18 protein-coding genes are annotated in these 16835 nt (G+C 33.6%); 5 read left to right on the top strand and 13 right to left on the bottom strand.

Translation table 11 applies throughout. From position 1 onward, the window contains the following. Position 1: 1 nt before the first annotated feature. From ACW5YJ_RS04135 to lrgB, 3 genes are all read left to right on the top strand, one after another. Positions 2–766, top strand: coding sequence for a response regulator transcription factor LytR (locus tag ACW5YJ_RS04135; protein ID WP_017722787.1), 765 nt, complete (start codon positions 2–4; stop codon positions 764–766). A 121-nt stretch (positions 767–887) separates the two neighbouring features. Continuing rightward, entirely contained in the window at positions 888–1331 is a 444-nt protein-coding gene (gene lrgA / locus ACW5YJ_RS04130; RefSeq protein WP_171916026.1) for an antiholin-like murein hydrolase modulator LrgA, read from the top strand. Beyond that, positions 1328–2029 carry an antiholin-like protein LrgB gene (gene lrgB / locus ACW5YJ_RS04125; RefSeq protein WP_017722789.1) on the top strand — a complete coding sequence of 234 codons (702 nt, stop codon included), beginning with the start codon at positions 1328–1330 and terminating at the stop codon, positions 2027–2029. Before lrgA ends, lrgB begins: the two co-directional genes overlap by 4 nt. Positions 2030–2155: 126 nt before the next feature. Here lrgB and ACW5YJ_RS04120 read toward each other — a convergent pair whose 3' ends face one another. The 10 genes from ACW5YJ_RS04120 to ACW5YJ_RS04075 all read right to left on the bottom strand — a co-directional run bounded on the left by ACW5YJ_RS04120 (position 2156) and on the right by ACW5YJ_RS04075 (position 10613). Next, positions 2156–2914: an alpha/beta hydrolase gene (locus tag ACW5YJ_RS04120; protein WP_426432769.1), complete on the bottom strand. Its 759-nt coding sequence runs from the start codon at positions 2912–2914 to the stop codon at positions 2156–2158. 18 nt (positions 2915–2932) lie between these two features. Next, entirely contained in the window at positions 2933–3625 is a 693-nt protein-coding gene (locus ACW5YJ_RS04115) for an ABC transporter permease (RefSeq protein WP_017722791.1), read from the bottom strand. Beyond that, on the bottom strand, positions 3625–4569 hold the full coding sequence (locus tag ACW5YJ_RS04110; protein WP_426432771.1) for an osmoprotectant ABC transporter substrate-binding protein: 945 nt from the start codon (positions 4567–4569) through the stop codon (positions 3625–3627). The genes ACW5YJ_RS04115 and ACW5YJ_RS04110 overlap by 1 nt, the downstream gene beginning before the upstream one ends. A 15-nt stretch (positions 4570–4584) precedes the next feature. After that, positions 4585–5220 (bottom strand): ABC transporter permease, encoded by a 636-nt coding sequence (locus tag ACW5YJ_RS04105; RefSeq protein WP_017722793.1) that lies wholly within the window; start codon positions 5218–5220, stop codon positions 4585–4587. Further along, positions 5220–6404 (bottom strand): betaine/proline/choline family ABC transporter ATP-binding protein, encoded by a 1185-nt coding sequence (locus ACW5YJ_RS04100; RefSeq protein ID WP_017722794.1) that lies wholly within the window; start codon positions 6402–6404, stop codon positions 5220–5222. The genes ACW5YJ_RS04105 and ACW5YJ_RS04100 overlap by 1 nt, the downstream gene beginning before the upstream one ends. Before the next feature lie 286 nt (positions 6405–6690). Next, on the bottom strand, positions 6691–7164 hold the full coding sequence (locus ACW5YJ_RS04095; RefSeq protein WP_017722795.1) for a thioesterase family protein: 474 nt from the start codon (positions 7162–7164) through the stop codon (positions 6691–6693). A 1-nt stretch (position 7165) separates the two neighbouring features. Beyond that, on the bottom strand, positions 7166–8131 hold the full coding sequence (locus ACW5YJ_RS04090; protein ID WP_017722796.1) for a 3-hydroxyacyl-CoA dehydrogenase NAD-binding domain-containing protein: 966 nt from the start codon (positions 8129–8131) through the stop codon (positions 7166–7168). After that, complete coding sequence (locus tag ACW5YJ_RS04085; RefSeq protein ID WP_119614206.1) at positions 8128–9018, bottom strand: beta-keto acid cleavage family enzyme; 891 nt, start codon at positions 9016–9018, stop codon at positions 8128–8130. The genes ACW5YJ_RS04090 and ACW5YJ_RS04085 overlap by 4 nt, the downstream gene beginning before the upstream one ends. A gap of 192 nt (positions 9019–9210) precedes the next feature. After that, positions 9211–9759 carry a TetR/AcrR family transcriptional regulator gene (locus tag ACW5YJ_RS04080; protein ID WP_017722798.1) on the bottom strand — a complete coding sequence of 183 codons (549 nt, stop codon included), beginning with the start codon at positions 9757–9759 and terminating at the stop codon, positions 9211–9213. A gap of 257 nt (positions 9760–10016) precedes the next feature. Beyond that, a complete protein-coding gene (locus tag ACW5YJ_RS04075) occupies positions 10017–10613 on the bottom strand; it encodes a YdeI/OmpD-associated family protein (protein ID WP_017722799.1) in 597 nt (198 codons plus the stop codon). Between the two features lie 182 nt (positions 10614–10795). Between ACW5YJ_RS04075 and ACW5YJ_RS04070 the strand changes: the two genes are divergently transcribed. Both ACW5YJ_RS04070 and ACW5YJ_RS04065 read left to right on the top strand, forming a co-directional pair. Beyond that, complete coding sequence (locus ACW5YJ_RS04070; protein WP_426432772.1) at positions 10796–12151, top strand: APC family permease; 1356 nt, start codon at positions 10796–10798, stop codon at positions 12149–12151. 267 nt (positions 12152–12418) lie between these two features. Then, positions 12419–13789 carry a CitMHS family transporter gene (locus ACW5YJ_RS04065; RefSeq protein ID WP_171915030.1) on the top strand — a complete coding sequence of 457 codons (1371 nt, stop codon included), beginning with the start codon at positions 12419–12421 and terminating at the stop codon, positions 13787–13789. Positions 13790–13895: 106 nt separating this feature from the next. Here ACW5YJ_RS04065 and ACW5YJ_RS04060 read toward each other — a convergent pair whose 3' ends face one another. The 3 genes from ACW5YJ_RS04060 to ACW5YJ_RS04050 all read right to left on the bottom strand — a co-directional run bounded on the left by ACW5YJ_RS04060 (position 13896) and on the right by ACW5YJ_RS04050 (position 16815). Next, positions 13896–15074, bottom strand: a complete 1179-nt coding sequence (locus ACW5YJ_RS04060) for an MFS transporter (protein ID WP_457338519.1) — start codon at positions 15072–15074, stop codon at positions 13896–13898. A 320-nt stretch (positions 15075–15394) separates the two neighbouring features. After that, a complete protein-coding gene (locus ACW5YJ_RS04055; protein ID WP_135091886.1) occupies positions 15395–16168 on the bottom strand; it encodes an ABC transporter permease in 774 nt (257 codons plus the stop codon). Further along, positions 16165–16815 carry an ABC transporter ATP-binding protein gene (locus tag ACW5YJ_RS04050; RefSeq protein ID WP_017722804.1) on the bottom strand — a complete coding sequence of 217 codons (651 nt, stop codon included), beginning with the start codon at positions 16813–16815 and terminating at the stop codon, positions 16165–16167. The genes ACW5YJ_RS04055 and ACW5YJ_RS04050 overlap by 4 nt, the downstream gene beginning before the upstream one ends. Between the last annotated feature and the right edge of the window lie 20 nt (positions 16816–16835).

Raw genomic sequence — 16835 nt, 5'->3', positions numbered from 1 at the left:
TATGAAGGCAATTATCGTAGATGATGAACCGCTAGCACGTAATGAACTACACTATTTATTAAATCAAATTCGTTCATTTGATTTAATTAAAGAAGCCGAAAATATCTCTGAAACTTTAGAATTATTACTTTATGATAACTACGATGTTATTTTTTTAGATATTAATTTAATGGATGAAAGTGGTCTGGATTTAGCTAATAAAATTAAAAAAATGAAACATCGCCCTTTGATTATTTTCGCTACTGCACATGATACTTTTGCGGTAAAGGCGTTTGAATTAGATGCTATTGACTATATTTTAAAACCATTTGAGCAACAACGAATCGCACAAGCTATCCATAAAGTTGAACAAGTGCTTAACTCAAATATCGAACAACAAAATTTTATAAATAATGATAATAACCATAATGAGACACACAACAAACTTGAGAATAGGCCAAACGTACTCCCTATTGAAGTTAACGAGCGTATTCATATTATTAATTTAGATGATATTATCGCAATTTCCGTCAATAACGGGGTCACAACGATAAATACGACACTCAATGAATTTGAAACTTCTGAACCGTTGAACCATTATGAAAAAAAATTAGACACTACTCAATTTATGAGAATTCATCGTGCCACTTTAATTAACAAGACACATATTCAAACAATTGAACATTGGTTCAACTATACTTATCAATTAACCATGACTAATCAATTAAAATTCCAAGTGAGTCGCTCTTATATGAAATCATTCAAACAAGATATGGGGTTATCTTGATTTTCAAGTTCTAATTTATGCATTTCAGAGATAACGTCTAGTAAGTCGCTTGTCAATCCAACTAAAGTAATCGCTTTCATTCTATAATTAACCCAAGATTAATTCGGGAGGAACTTTAATTATGGAAGCAAACAAACAACAAAATGCAGAACAAACTCAGCATTCAAAAACATATAATTTTTTCCATCAAGCACTTGTGATTGCTATTATCATGCTCATTTCAAATATTATCGAAAGTTTCATGCCAATTCCTATGCCCGCTTCAGTTATAGGTCTTGTGTTATTATTTATAGCGTTATGTACAGGTATTATTAAACTTGGTCAAGTCGAGAAAGTCGGTACAACGTTAACGAACAATATTGGTTTTCTATTTGTCCCAGCAGGTGTATCAGTTATTAATTCACTAGGCGTTTTAAGTACGAGCCCTATCCTAATTATTTTATTAATCATTATTTCAACACTCTTATTGTTATTATGTACAGGGTTCTTTGCTCAAATGCTTATAACTAAATCCTTTATTCCAAGAAAAAGACCACAAAAACAACTTGCGGAGGATAAATTATGATTGAACATTTAGCTATTAACACGCCCTATTTCGGTATTTTACTTTCATTGATACCATTTATTATAGCCACATTTTTATTTAAAAAAACTAATGGCTTTTTCTTATTCACACCGCTATTTGTAAGTATGGTAGTAGGTATAGCATTTCTAAAATTTACTGGCATAGATTATGCAAATTATAAAATTGGCGGAGACATCATTAATTTCTTCCTGGAACCGGCTACTATATGTTTCGCTATTCCTTTATATAAAAAACGTGATGTTTTAAAAAAATACTGGAAACAAGTACTAGGAGGTATTACATTAGGTACCACGGCAGCACTAATTTGCATTTACTTAATAGCTGAAGCATTCCAATTTTCTAATGGCATTATTGCATCTATGTTACCTCAAGGTGCGACAACTGCTATTGCACTACCTGTTTCAGCGGACATAGGTGGAATTAAAGAACTAACTTCATTAGCTGTTATATTAAATGGCGTAATTATTTACGCACTCGGTACAAAGTTAATCAAACTATTTAATATTACCAATCCTATCGCTCGTGGCCTTGCACTTGGCACAAGTGGGCATTCCTTAGGCGTCTCTTCAGCACAAGAATTTGGTGAAACAGAAGCTTCAATGGCATCTATTTCATTAGTTATTGTCGGTGTAATTGTAGTAGTTGTTGCTCCAATTCTTGCAACAATATTACTTTAAATAATAGTAATGATAACTAATTTTTTCTTTATCGTTTATACAATCAACTTTTCAAGTCAAAAAACCTCAACCATTTTTATGATTGAGGTTTTTTATTTATGCTAAATCATTGTTTTAAATTGCTATTTACCCTATGAACCATTCAATTGCACGTTTTACTGCCTTGTCCCAATAAGCATAATCATGCTTACCAGCTCCATCTTCAAATTGGTAAGGTACTTTTTGCGCGTCCAAATATGATATAAACTGTTTATTGTCTTCGTAGAGTTGATCTTCTGTTCCACACATAATAAGTAACTCTGGTATTACTTTGCTTTCAGCTATTGCTTTATCTACTAAATAATACGGATCAAGTTCTGTATCCTGTGTCATTTTATCTACACCTGCAATTGCTTGGCCTGAAAAGTCATTCCAATCAATGTCTATAAAGGTTTGTGCATTAAATACAGATGATAATGGGCAAGCTTTAGCAAAACGATGACCTTGTGTTAAGGCATATTTTATCGTTCCATATCCTCCCATAGAATGGCCTGCAATAAAGTTATCCTCTCTCTTCTGTGATAATGGTAAGATTTGATGTGCATAATCTAATACTTCTAATACATAGTCAAAGTATTTATGACCAAATTTCATATTACTATAACCACTATGGTCAGCGTTAGGCATAATAACTGCAATTTGATGGTCATTTGCATAACGTTCAATACTTGTATAGCGCATATAAGAAGTTTCATCACTTGATAAACCATGTAACAATAACATTGTCTTTAATTGTTTAGGCTCTATCTTCGTATTAAAATAACTAACATCTTCAGGTAAAATTGCTATAAATTGGTGGTTCATACCAATAGTTTTGGATTTGTAATTTATCGTTAACAACGCCATATCATTTCACTACTTTCATTACTGATTAATACCCTGAGGTCTATGCTTTTGTTTCTTCTGTGTTCTAGTCGTGGGGTCTAATCGTTTTTCTAATAATCTTAATACGACATCTATTAAAATTGCAATTAATGCAATAGGTATAGCACCAGCTAAAATAAATGTTGTGCCATCTGTAGCATTTGTCCCACGGATTACAATATCACCTAAGGTCGGTGCGCCAATAAATGACCCCACAGCGACAACTCCAATAGCTACAACAAGCGCAATTCTTAGTCCGCCTAAGATAACAGATAAAGCTAATGGTAACTCTATCATACGTAAGACTTGGTTACGTGTCATACCCATACCTTTACCGGCATCTTTAATATTTTCATCTACGCCCACGATACCTGTAAAAGTATTTTTAATAATCGGTAATAAAGCGTATAAGAATACCGTTACTACTACTGTCGTTGGTCCTAGGCCCATAACTAACATCAAAATAGCAAGCATTGCTATAACAGGTACAGTTTGTATAATATTCGCAATCGTAATAATCGTCCATGATAGTTTCTTATATCTAGCTATAATAATACCTAGCGGAATACCCACAATTGCTGCAAACAACACGCCATACACAGACATAAGTAAATGCTTAATAAATAAATCCCAAAGGTAGCCAAAGTTTACTGAATAATATTCGACTAATTGCTGTAATAGATTACCCTCCATTAGTTTTGACCACCCTTCTTATCATTTTCAAAATAGTTATGTTTTTTCAAGAAGTTTTCTGCAACAACTGCCGGCTCTTTGCCTTTACCATCAGCTTGATAATTAAGCTCTTGCATTTCACTTGTTGAAATCTTCTTCTCTAACTTATTAATAATCGGTTTTAATTCAGGATATTTATCTAATAATTCATTTGTTGCTACCGAACTAGCTGCATAAGGTGGGAAAAAGCGTCTATCATCTTTCAACACTTTTAAATCATATGCCGCAATTCTTCCATCTGTTGAATACCCTACTGCTACATCGAGATTTTTAGAATTTAATGCATCATATACTAAACCAATTTGCATCGGTCTAACTGTATTAAATTTAAATCCATATTCTTTCGTAAACCCTGGATAACCGTCACCTTCCCGATTTAACCATGAACTATCGACACCTAGTTTTAATTCATCACTATGTGCTTTCAAATCAGAAACTGTTTCCAAATTATATTTTTTAGCTGTTTCTTTTGTAACCATAAACGCATATGTATTTGCAAAACCATATGAATTAAAGAACGTTTGATTAAATTTCTTTTGGAAACCTTCTTGGGTAGCTTTCATTGCTTTTTCGGGATCTTTAATAGGATCTTCATTTAATGCACCTGTTAAGTCTGTACCATTGTAACGAGCACCAGACATATTTGCATCACCATTTGCAAGAGCGTTGTGCTGGATTGTACTCGATCCTAAGTTATTTATTAATGTTGGTTTAATCTTTCCATCTGTATCATGTTCTATTAAAAGTCTCAACATATGAGACATAATTTGTGATTCACTCGTCGCAAGCGCTGTAATCTTGACTTCGTTGTCTGAGCTATTTCCACCTAAACCGGGTAAACTACATCCAGATAACACCGTCAGACACAGTACAAGCGCGATACAATACTGTTTCAATCGTTTCATAATGTCCTCCTTAATTTATCTGGATACTTTTAATCCTTTTGGCACTGCCCATTTTTCAACTAATGATAGTAATAGATCTACAATTAATGCTAATGCTGTGACAAGCACTGCAGCACTTACAATCATCAATGGATCGTATAAGTTTAATCCGTTAAATACAAAGTCACCTAAACCGCCGGCGCCGACATAACTCGCAAGTGTAGCCCAGCTGATTACATAAACTGATGATAATCGAATACCACCTAAAATCAACGGTAAGGCTAATGGCAATTCCACATCTTTCATTAATTGAAAACGTGTCATACCCATGCTTATTGCCGCTTCTTTAATATTACTATCGATATTTTTAACACCTAAAACAGTATTATTTAATATTGGTAAAAGTACATAGATAAATAAAGCTATGATTGCTGGTAATTTTCCCACGCCAAAAATTGGTATCATGACCGCAAGTACAGCTAATGTAGGAATCGTTTGTAATACACCAGCAACTGTAAGCACAATGTTTGAAGTTCTTTTCATCTTGGATAGAATTATTCCTAAAGGTACAGCTACTACAATGGCGATTAGCAAAGCGATCATTGAGATATAAAAGTGTTCTACTGTTTTAGAAATCAGTTGACCACCATATTGCTCTATGAATTGTTTCATTATATATCAGCTCCTACATTATCGGGCTCTACAATTGCAGCTTCAGTAGCACTAACATCCTCATCTAATTCTCCCCAAATACTGTCATAAACGATATCTACTAAATTGGCTCTCGTAACTAATCCAATCAATGTTTTACCATCACTATCCACTACTGGTACATTTCTTACATTTCTCTTAAGGATTGTACGAACAGAGTCTTGTAATTTACTGTCTATCCTCACTCTATAAATATCACGTTGCATCATATCAATAAGATCCTTACGCGTTCTTAAACCTTGATTGATATCTTCAATATCTAAGTAACCTAATAATCTGCTATTGTTACCTACTACAAAAATAGTATCGACACGACGTGCCCTCATAATTTCTACTGCTTCATTTAATGTACTATCTGCATGTACTGTAACTGGTTTAATCATCGCATCTTTAACTGTACGCATGTTAGGTCTATCTTGTATTAATCTGTTTTGACCAATAAAGTCACGTACAAAGTCGTTTGCTGGATGACGTAAAATATTGTCGGGTGTGTCATATTGAACCACTTGACCTTCTGACATAATACAAATTTTGTCGGCTAGCTTGATAGCCTCATCCATATCATGAGTGACAAATATAAATGTTTTACCTAGTTTTTGTTGTAACTCTTTAACTAAATCTTGTAGCGTGTCTCTAGTAATTGGATCCAATGCCCCAAAAGGCTCGTCCATCAGAATAACATCTTGTTCAGCCGCCAATGCTCTAACAACACCTATACGCTGTTGTTGACCACCAGAAAGTTGTGATGGATATCTATCTAAAAATTCTTCAGGTAAGTCGACTAATTTAATTAATTCTTTTGCTTTTTTTTCTTTCTTTTCTTGTGACCATTTCAATAACTTAGGTACTAAAACAATATTTTCCCTAATAGTCATATGTGGCATTAATCCAATTTGTTGTATAACGTAACCAATTTTTCTACGCAATTCCACTGGATTCATCTTACGGACGTCTTTGCCATTAATTGTAATTTGGCCTTCAGTTGCTTCTATCATTCTATTTATCATTCTTAAGGCAGTTGTCTTACCACTACCACTCGTACCAATAAATGCTATAAATTCACCAGATTCAACCTCTAATGAAATGTTATTCACAGCTTTTTTACCGCCGCCATAGACTTTAGATAAGTTTTTAATACTTAACATGGGTCAATTCCTTTCTATGTATATATTCAATTTCAACTATTTCCTAATAAATTTAGGGCTACCTGTGGATGTTATACAAATCCTAGAATAAGTAAAAACATGAGCACATATAGCCCTAATTTATTCATGTTTCGCTAAATACAACTAAATAAATAGCCGTTTTTGCTTAGATATTTTATCAACCTATATATAACAAGATACATCAATTAATAAAATTAAACAATTTATAATAGTGAACTTTGTTTCCCAACACATTCAAAAAACCTTTTATTCAATAGCTTAAAATTTATTTTCGTTTGATTCCAATATGATGCCCAAGTTCTTCAGGTTGATGTTGAATTAATGCACTATCTGCATAAAATTCAACTGATTTTCTAATAGTTTCTGGAAATGGCTTCGGTTTATTAGATTCAGTATCCATACCCATTAGCATCACTTCATATGTCGCACATCTGTCATTTTGCCCATTTTTTAATGTCATAAATACGTGTAAGCGCTTCGCATCAAAATCAAACAATTCTACTGTGACAGTGATGGGCTCATTTACTTTTATTTCTTTTAAATACATCACGTGATTTTCAAGTGTGAATATTGTATATTTCAATTGTTCAATCGCTTGTAGATCTAATCCCAAAGTAGCTAACCAAGCGTCTGTTGTATCGCTGAATACTCGATTATACTCAGCATCATTCATATGACCATTATGATCTACCCAAATTTGTTTTACTGTTGTCGTATATTCAAAAAGTGATTGAGTCATATTAATACACCGACTGATTATTTCTTTTTTTCATTGAAGGTGACTCTTCTGGCCAGTATGTTTCTGCAAGTTGTTTCACTTTAACTAAAAATTCATTGCGTTTTTGGTCAAGTTCTGACATTGTTTGTCCTTGTGATGATGATTCACATCCATTGACGACCTCATCATAAAGTTCTTGTGTTAATTCAGGAGCTAATAACTTAGTCCAAGGTTTTTTCAATGCAGGGCCAAATTGTTTTAACATATGACGCATACCTCCCTCACCACCAGCTAAATGGAATGTCATAAACGGACCATATTGTGCATAACGCAATCCAGCTGCGTGGGTAAATGCTTTATCTACTTCTTCTGTAGTAGCAACGCCATCATTGACTATATGCAATGCTTCTCTCCATAACGCCTCCATTAGTCTGTCAGCTACATGTCCTTCAATTTCATGTCTCACATGTAGTACATCCATACCAATACTTTCGTAAATTGTTTCAGCTTTTACAGTTGTTTCTTCTGTAGTTAATTTACCAGGAACAATTTCAACTAATGGTAAAATATATACAGGATGGAATGGATGCGCTACCACTAGTCTTTCTGGATGTTGTAAATTCTTTTGTAATTCTGAAGGCATAATACCCGATGTACTAGAACCTATTATAGCATCAGGTTTTGCATAGAAATCTATCTCAGTTAGTACTTGATCCTTTAATGATTCAATTTCCGGCACATTTTCTTGAATGTGATCTGCATCTTTAACTGCTTCTTCTAAATGAGGAGTGAACGTTAAATTTTCTAAAGAGGCATTTTCTGCTAAACCAAGTTGTTCAGCATATGGCCAATTTTGTTTTACTTGTTTCAACATACTTTCATATGCATTTTCACTCGGATCAGTCGCGATGACTTCATGTCCATGTGCTAATATTCTTGTAATCCAACCACTACCAATTACACCTGTACCTACAACTGCAAACTTCATTTTGTACCTCCTTGTGGTGCTCTAAGCTGATACTTTTCACGCGCCTCTGCCGGTGTCATCGGCTCAATATCTAAACCATTTAGTATTTCTACTGCTTTTTCAACAAGTTGCTCGTTAGAAGCTTTTACGCCTTTTGCTAAATATAAATTGTCCTCTAAACCAACACGAACATTACCACCACGTTTTGCTGCTTCCTCTACTGTTGGAAATTGCATTCTTCCAATACCAAATGCTGACCAATCTGCATTTTCAGGTATACGTGTTTTAAAATATTCGATGGTTTCTGGATCATTTTCAGCGCCCCATGGAATACCTAAACAGAATTGGAATAGCGGCGTCCCTTCAATAAATCCTTCATTTATCAATTGTTTTGCAAAAGAAATATGACCGCTATCAAAACACTCTAATTCTGGTTTAACACCTGCATCCTTAACTAATTGCGCTTGTTTTCTCAACCAATCTGCAGGACTTAAATAAATAGCGTCACCCATATTGACACTACCACAATCTAATGTACACATCTCAGGTAATAATGTGCCAACTGGTTCATGTCGCTCATCAGGGGTTTGCATATCAGATCCTTTCTCTGCTTTATATGGATCTTCGAGGCTTGGAATGAAATCTCCGCCTCCACCTGACGTAATATTAATAATTATATCTTCATCTGCTTCTCTAATTAGTCTTACTGCTTCCCTAAAAAACTCCACATCATGACTAATCCCCCCTGTTTTTGGGTCTCTCGCATGAATATGTGCTACAGTAGCACCAGCCTTCGCACATTTAATTGCAGAATCAGCAATTTCTTGTGGCGTCACAGGGACATGCTTATTTTTATCTACAGTATCTCCAGCACCTGTCAATGCTGCTGTTAGCATAACTTTTTTCATTGATATAAACCTCCAAGAGAGTTTTTAATACATCGGTTAGTGTACCAACTGGACGGTTTAGTTTCAAGCCCTTGAAAATTTAAAAAAAGAATAATCAACTTTAAATTGTCGATTATTCCTTTAGTAACAGTACTTAACGTAGTTTATTCATTTTATTATTTTTTTATAAATTACATAGAATCAAAGAATAATTTAGTCGTTTTTATCAATTTGAGTATATTCCGTCAATCTATCCAAGACTTTTTCTCTCATCGATTCATCTAAATTATCTAAACCGAAAATTTCTGACAACCATAATCCATCAACTGCCAACCTAATTATAGTTGCGTCTACTTTATCTAAACCATCATTTTCAATTTTCTGTTGCCACTCTTTGTATGTGTCTTGTAATGGTAATAGTAAATTACTGTTTATGCCTTGGGCAGCAAGCATACCAGATGTAATCGAACCGTTTTCAGCACGATGTTCGCGAGTTGCTTCAATAAAGGCACGAACCCATTTACCGCTCCCATTATTATCTTTTTCTACATGTTCATTAACATTATTGCGATATAGTTCATCTGCATGGTCAACGAGTCCTTGTATTAACGCAAATTTGTTTTGAAAATGATACAATAAGCCGCCTTTACTAACACCAGCTTTTTTAGCAACAGCATCTAAAGTTAAATATTCACTACCTTGTTCATCAACGATAGTTGCAGCTGCCTGTAATAATTGTATCCGTTTGGAAACTCTTGGCATTCATACACCTTCTTTCTCAATGTACTATCTGACCTGTTGTCGCGTAGTATTTTATATTCGAGCAAACTATATACGATAAACGAAAAAGTTGCAACTCTATCTTTCTATAACTTCCAAATTAAAGACATAAGTATATTATCATATTTGCTAAAATAATTTATTCCATATATACTGCTATGACATATGTCACTATAAGGATAATTAAAGGCCGAGACATTAAATTTAAGCCTCGGCCTTAGAACTATACACTTTGAGAATTATTTATCATTCATGCCTTTACCATTTAAAATATGATCTATATATTTCAGCACGCGATCCTCACGTGTTGAAGCTCTTTTAGCCTGGCCTATATAGTACATATATTGTCTTTGTCTACCAGGAGTTAATTGATAAAATGCTTTTTCCAGTTTTGGCATTTCATCTAATTTCGCTTGTAATTCTACTGGCATTTCGTAATCCTCTGTTTCTTTCATAGGTACTTTTTTGCCTGATTTTTCAATTCTTATGGCTTCTTCAATATACCATTTAATTTCTTCTCTACGTCTTTCTATTTCTTCTAAACTTTCAAAACGTAATTGTCTAGCTGCTTGTACATTTTTTGTTTGTTGAATCAACGTTTGATAAGGATCTTCCATAATAGCACCTTTTTCAAATAACAGTGCACAATAGTACTTAAAGTCTTGTACAATCACTACGTTTTTATTTTCTAATGTATAACAAGGATGCATCCATTTATAATTTTCAACTAATTCAGTTTCTGTAATAATTTCACGCATCAATTTAAATTCATCTTGCCATTGTTTTAATTTATCAATAAATGCATCTACTTTTATATGATTTTGTTGATTTGTCATAATAATTGCACCTCATTATATTTTTAATTTATTTTCATTCTACTATAAGACACTCTATTTTTGCTATCATAGACCATCTCATCCTTAAACCAAGTTTTCCGATTGACGTACTATGAATTAAGTGCAAATTATGTTATGATTTTTTTAATATTTTTACAACTACATAATATAGAGGTGATTGAATGCAACAAGCAACAAATTTAAAAAAAGTCTTAGGTCTTACAGATGTTTTGGGAATTGCGATTGGTCAAATTATCGGGGCTGGTGTCATGTCATTAACTGGTATTGGTATACAGATGACAGGTAGTGGTATAACACCAGCATTCATTTTATCTGCTGTTATAACATTACTGACCATGTTTCCAATAGCAATCTTAGGTTCAACGTTACCTACTACTGGAGGTATGTATCAATATACTAGTCGTTTATTGTCCCCCAAAACAGGTATATTTTGGCTTATGTTGTTTATGTTTTTACAAATTACCTTGTCCTTATATGCGCTGTCGTTTGCGCAATATTTAGAAGGGCTTTTTCCTGGTGTACCAGTTAGAACTGTCGCCTTCTTATTGTTAACTATTTTATTTATCGTGAATATCGTTGGCATAAAATCTGCATCAATTATAGGAAACTTGATGGTAATTACTTTAATTGTAGCTCTATCTTGCTTCATCATCTTCGGTATGTCACATGTTAATTTTGGGGTATTTAATTCAAGCTCAATGTTCCCAGATGGATTTACAGGATTCTTCACTGCAGTCGGTTTAGTTTCTTTTGCTACTGGTGGCGCGCAAGTTGTTGCTGAATTAGGTGGAGAAATGAAAAATCCAAAAAGGGATATACCATTCGTTATAGTTGTAGCTACTATTTTTGTTGGTGTATTATATGCCTTTATTGCATCAATTGCAGTTGGCGTTTTACCGATTCCCGAAGTAGCAGGCAGACCTTTAACAAGCGTAGCAAAAGAAATACTACCTACCCCCATTTTTATTTTCTTTATGATTGGAGGGGCAATGTTTGCTTTAGCTACCACACTTAATTCAACTTTTACATGGGTAACTAAAAGTTTATTAATTGCAATTCATGATGGTTATTTGCCCAAAGCCTTAGGGCACGTAAACAAGCGATTTGGCACACCACATTGGTTACTGCTTATTTTTTATATTATTGGTGCAATACCTATCGTTACGGGGATGTCACTAAATGTTGTTGCCCAATTAGGTACAGGCATATCGTTAATAGTATTTGCATTTCCTGCATTAGCAGTAACACAATTACCTAAAAAATATCCTGAAGCCTATAAACAATCACCTTTTAAAGTGCCCTATCCTGTACTAATCGTTATAGCAATTATTGCTATAATTGTTTTACTATATCAGTCTTATTTATTAATATCTGACTTGAAAGTTGGTTATATGATAGGTACTTTAATATATATTTTACTTTCAGCTGCTATAGCGCAAGTTTCAAATACTAAAGCTAATTTAAATATAGTTGATATACGCTTAAATTCAACTCAACTTTCAGAAAAAACAAATTAACAAATTATCTTTAACAGGAAGCAAGTTAGAACTCATATTATTCTATTATGAGTTCTAACTTACTTTTCTATATTTATACATTTAAAAAAATATAATTCCTCTCATTACATTTGTTTTACTTATTATTTAATATAAGTAAATTAATATGAAATAACACAAGAATAATCACTTAACAATATTCAATTTTGTTACAATTATCTATAATCATTACAATTTAATCAGATGATGATCATTTTTGTAAGCGCTTTAACTTAAGGGGGAAGTAAAATGCAACAAGAAAGTATTTGGTTAACGATTGTAGGCCTAGTTATTATTATTTCCATTGTAGGCTTATTAATTGCGCAACGTATTAGCCCAGTAGTTGGTATGATTTTAATACCAAGTATTGGTGCATTACTTTTAGGTTATAATATTGGGGATTTAGTTAAATTTTTCAATAGTGGCTTAGATCAAGTTATAAACGTTGTTATTATGTTTATATTTGCCATCATATTCTTTGGTATAATGAGCGATAGCGGTTTATTTAAACCACTTGTAAAAAGGTTAATCCTACTCACTAGAGGCAACGTCATAGTAGTTTGTATCGTTACTGCTTTAATAGGTATCTTCGCACAGCTTGATGGTGCTGGAGCAACAACTTTTTTATTATCTATTCCTGCATTATTACCACTTTATAAAGCCTTAAATATGAATCGATATTTGTTATTATTACTATTGGCTTTAAGTGCTGCTATTATGAATATGGTACCTTGGGGCGGTCCTATGGCACGTACAGCTTCAGTATTGAATGTCAAAAATGTCAATGAACTTTGGTACGGTATTATACCTGTCCAATTAATAGGCTTTGCACTTGTACTGGTTTTTGCAGCTTATTTAGGACTTAGAGAGAAAGCGAGAATTAACAAAGCTATAAATAAAGGCGAAGTTAGAGACACACAACATTTAGATATTCATAAAATTGTAGATAATTACGAAAAAGATCAGGCAGTAAAATTCCCCGTACGTGGAACTGCCGTATCTAAACCATGGATTAATTGGGTTAATGGGCTGCTTACGCTTATTATTATCGTCATGATGTTATCTAATATCGCACCGCCAGAATTTGCTTTCATGATAGGCGTTGCAATCGCATTGGTAATTAATTTCCCAAATGTAGATGAACAAATGAGCCGTTTGAAAGCACACGCACCCAATGCGTTAATGATGGCAGCTGTAATTATAGCAGCAGGAATGTTTTTAGGTGTACTAAATAAAACTGGTATGCTAGAAGCTATAGCTTTAAACTTTATAGCTATTATTCCAGGTGCAGTTGGTCCATATTTACATATTATCGTAGGTATTTTTGGTGTACCACTTGATTTACTCACAAGTACAGACGCTTATTATTTTGCCGTACTTCCAATAGTTGAACAAACTGCTGGTCAATTTGGCGTTCCTGCTATGTCTACAGCATATGCAATGATTATTGGTAATATTGTTGGAACTTTTGTTAGTCCATTTTCTCCAGCCTTATGGTTAGCAATTGGTCTTGCAGAGGCAAATATGGGAACATATATAAAATATGCCTTTTTCTGGATATGGGGATTTGCTATTATCATGTTGATTATCGCTGTATTAATCGGTGTAGTAGCAGTCTAAATTACTTATATAAATTTTAACTTTCAAACTTAAAATGGGGACAACTATCTGACACTAAGCTTTAGTTAGTATTTCGGATAGTTGTCCCCATTATTATATATAAACTTTATACCTGAGCTTTATTAAATTTCGCGACATTTTTTAAACTAATGATTAATATAAATGCTAATAAGGCAATTGCCGCACTATAATACGTTGTTGCAAAAACATCTACTTTTGAAACAACTAAGCCACCTACTATGCCACCTATACCAATTCCTGCGTTTAAACTAGACATGTTCCAACTCATAACTTGGCTCGTATCACCTTCTACATGTTCAATGATACCACTTTGTACAGCTGGATTTGTACTCCACTGCATGATATTCCATATAAAGATAACCATCAATAATAGACCTGTGCCTGGTAAGAAGACATTTAAGATTAACATCATAATGATAAAAATGGTTGTCGCAATCGTTAACCAACGTTTACTTGTGAGTTTATCTGATAAGAATCCACCCATTGAGGTACCTATTACACCTGCTACACCATTAATCAACAATGCGATAGACACAAATGATAAATCATGGCCACTTTTCAGCATCAATGGATTAATATAAATAAATGTCACTGAATTGGCAACGAGTAGTAAAAACGTTATACTCAAATATTTTACAATTTCTGCCGGTCTTAATATTTTAGAATAACTACTTGTACGTTGCGTTGCCTCTGTATCTGTTTTAGGCGTTTCAAATTGTGGCTGTGGTACATAAAAGTACATTAGTATACCAACTAGCACGCTGACTGCGACGATAAATAAGAATGTATATCTCCACCCTACTAAGTCACCTATAATTGTCCCAATAGGTACACCAAACACATTAGCACCGCTAAATCCTGAATATACAATACCAATCATTTTCCCACGGTGTTGCGGAGCTGTTAATAAGGCCGTTAATGCTAATATTTTAACCACGATTAACGCTGCCGCAGCAGATGATAATATACGTCCAAACACCAAGATTGAAAAATTTGGCGCCATAGCAATAATTACATTCCCTATAATAAAAGTTGCTAACGCCCATAATAATACTGGTCTCGGTGAAAAGCGATTAGTTAATTTCACTAATATTGGACCAGCTATAGCAAATGTGATCGCATATAGAGTTACTAACTGCCCAACTACCGCTTCAGTGACATGTAAATCATTACTCATTAAATTCATAATTCCAGCAACCATCATTTCAACCATACCTACGATAAATATACTTAAAATGAATGTTGCAATTCTCATCACTGACATAGATTCACTCCTCCCTTTTATAAATTTTTATTTTTACATAACCACTATATTATAAACCATTCGTCAACACGTTTGAACATTTTAAAATAATAATGATTATCCATTTGTAGTAAGGAGTTAAGATATCCATTTGTCTTTGGATTGTTAAATTTAAGTATCCTATAAAGAAGCTCTAAAAAACCAACAAAACACTTAGCTTTGTTGGTTTTCCGTCTCAACTCTAAATATGATAAATACCACTTTAATTAGCGTACACCATTTTACTTTTTGAAAAGTAATTTTAGTAATAACCAAATAGACTATTATAACACTGTTGTATATTATCTTTCTTTTGTATGCATATGGCGTCCGATCAGTTGATCTCGGTGATTAAAGAATTGTTTATAGCTTAAGTAAGTCGCAATTAAAGCTGACATAATTGTCGCAGTTGTATGGATAAATACGACCATCAACTGAAACTTCACTGCCTCTAAAGGCGCAACGCCACCTAGTATCAAACCAGTCATCATACCAGGTATAGAGACAATACCATATGTTTTAACAGAATCAATCGTAGGTACAATAGCTGTTTTAATACTGTTTCTAATCGTTGCCTTAGAGGATAATTTAGGGTTAGCGCCTAAAGCCAATTTAGCTTCTATTTGACTCATTTCTTTTACAAACTCTTTATCTAAATTTTGATAGGCTAAATTGATGGCTATCAAGCCATTACTTCCCAACATACCTGCTATCGGTATAACTTCATTTGGTTTAAACTGAATTGCACCAGTTAAGATAACACCAACTAATGGCAAGGCAACACCAACGAATATAGCTATAAATGAAATCCAAAACACATGATGCATGACTGGCGAAGCCCTACTTATTGTATTCCAAGAAGCATTTATAATAATTATTAATACAAATGTAAGCAGTAGCCACTTTTGGTTTACTCCAAAAATAAAATGTAAGAGATACCCTAATATAACAAGTTGGACCACTGCACGTAATGTAGCAATTAATAAATCTTTAATTATATGTAATTTTTCTTTATAAGAGACGATAATAGGAAATAGCAATAGAAGACCGGTTAATGCTAACGCAGTTGTGCTCATGATAAATCATCCTCCTGTGCAATTCGACCTTCAACGACTTTAATTCTTTTCTTAAAGTGCCTACTACTTTGTTCATTACTATGAGTAATCCATAAAATAGAGACACCTTCTTTGGCCATATTAAAAATTAGTTTTTCAATTTTTTCACTATTTTGCTCGTCTAGTGCACTAGTCGCTTCATCTAATAATAGCATCTGTGGTTTGTACATTAACTGCCTTGCTATGGTTATTCTCTGTCTTTCCCCACCGGATAAATGATCTATTCTAGTATTGAAATTGTAATGACCCAAACCAACAGATTTCAATAAATATTTTGCTCTTTTGCGATCAAATTTATCATTACGTACTTCTGCTGGAAAGGCTAAATTCTCTCCTATAGTTCTATCAAACAAGTCACTCTCTTGTAATAGATAACTAATTTTCATACGCAATGTTTCTGGATCAATTTGCTCATAAGGCTTACCATTTAAATATATTTCCCCTTCTGTCGGACTAATTAAATTATTAATCAATCTCATTAATGTACTTTTCCCGCTTCCTGAAGGTCCTACAATCGCAATAGTATCCCCTTCCTCAATTTTCAAAGAAATATCGTTGATGATGTCACGGTTATCAACATGATATGAAACATTTTTCAGTTCTAACATGCTTCGGCCTCCCTAATATT

This window comes from Staphylococcus sp. mip270_02 (assembly GCF_054031535.1).
Note: the sequence above shows the minus strand (reverse complement) of the source record. Positions and strands in the feature narration are given on the sequence as shown.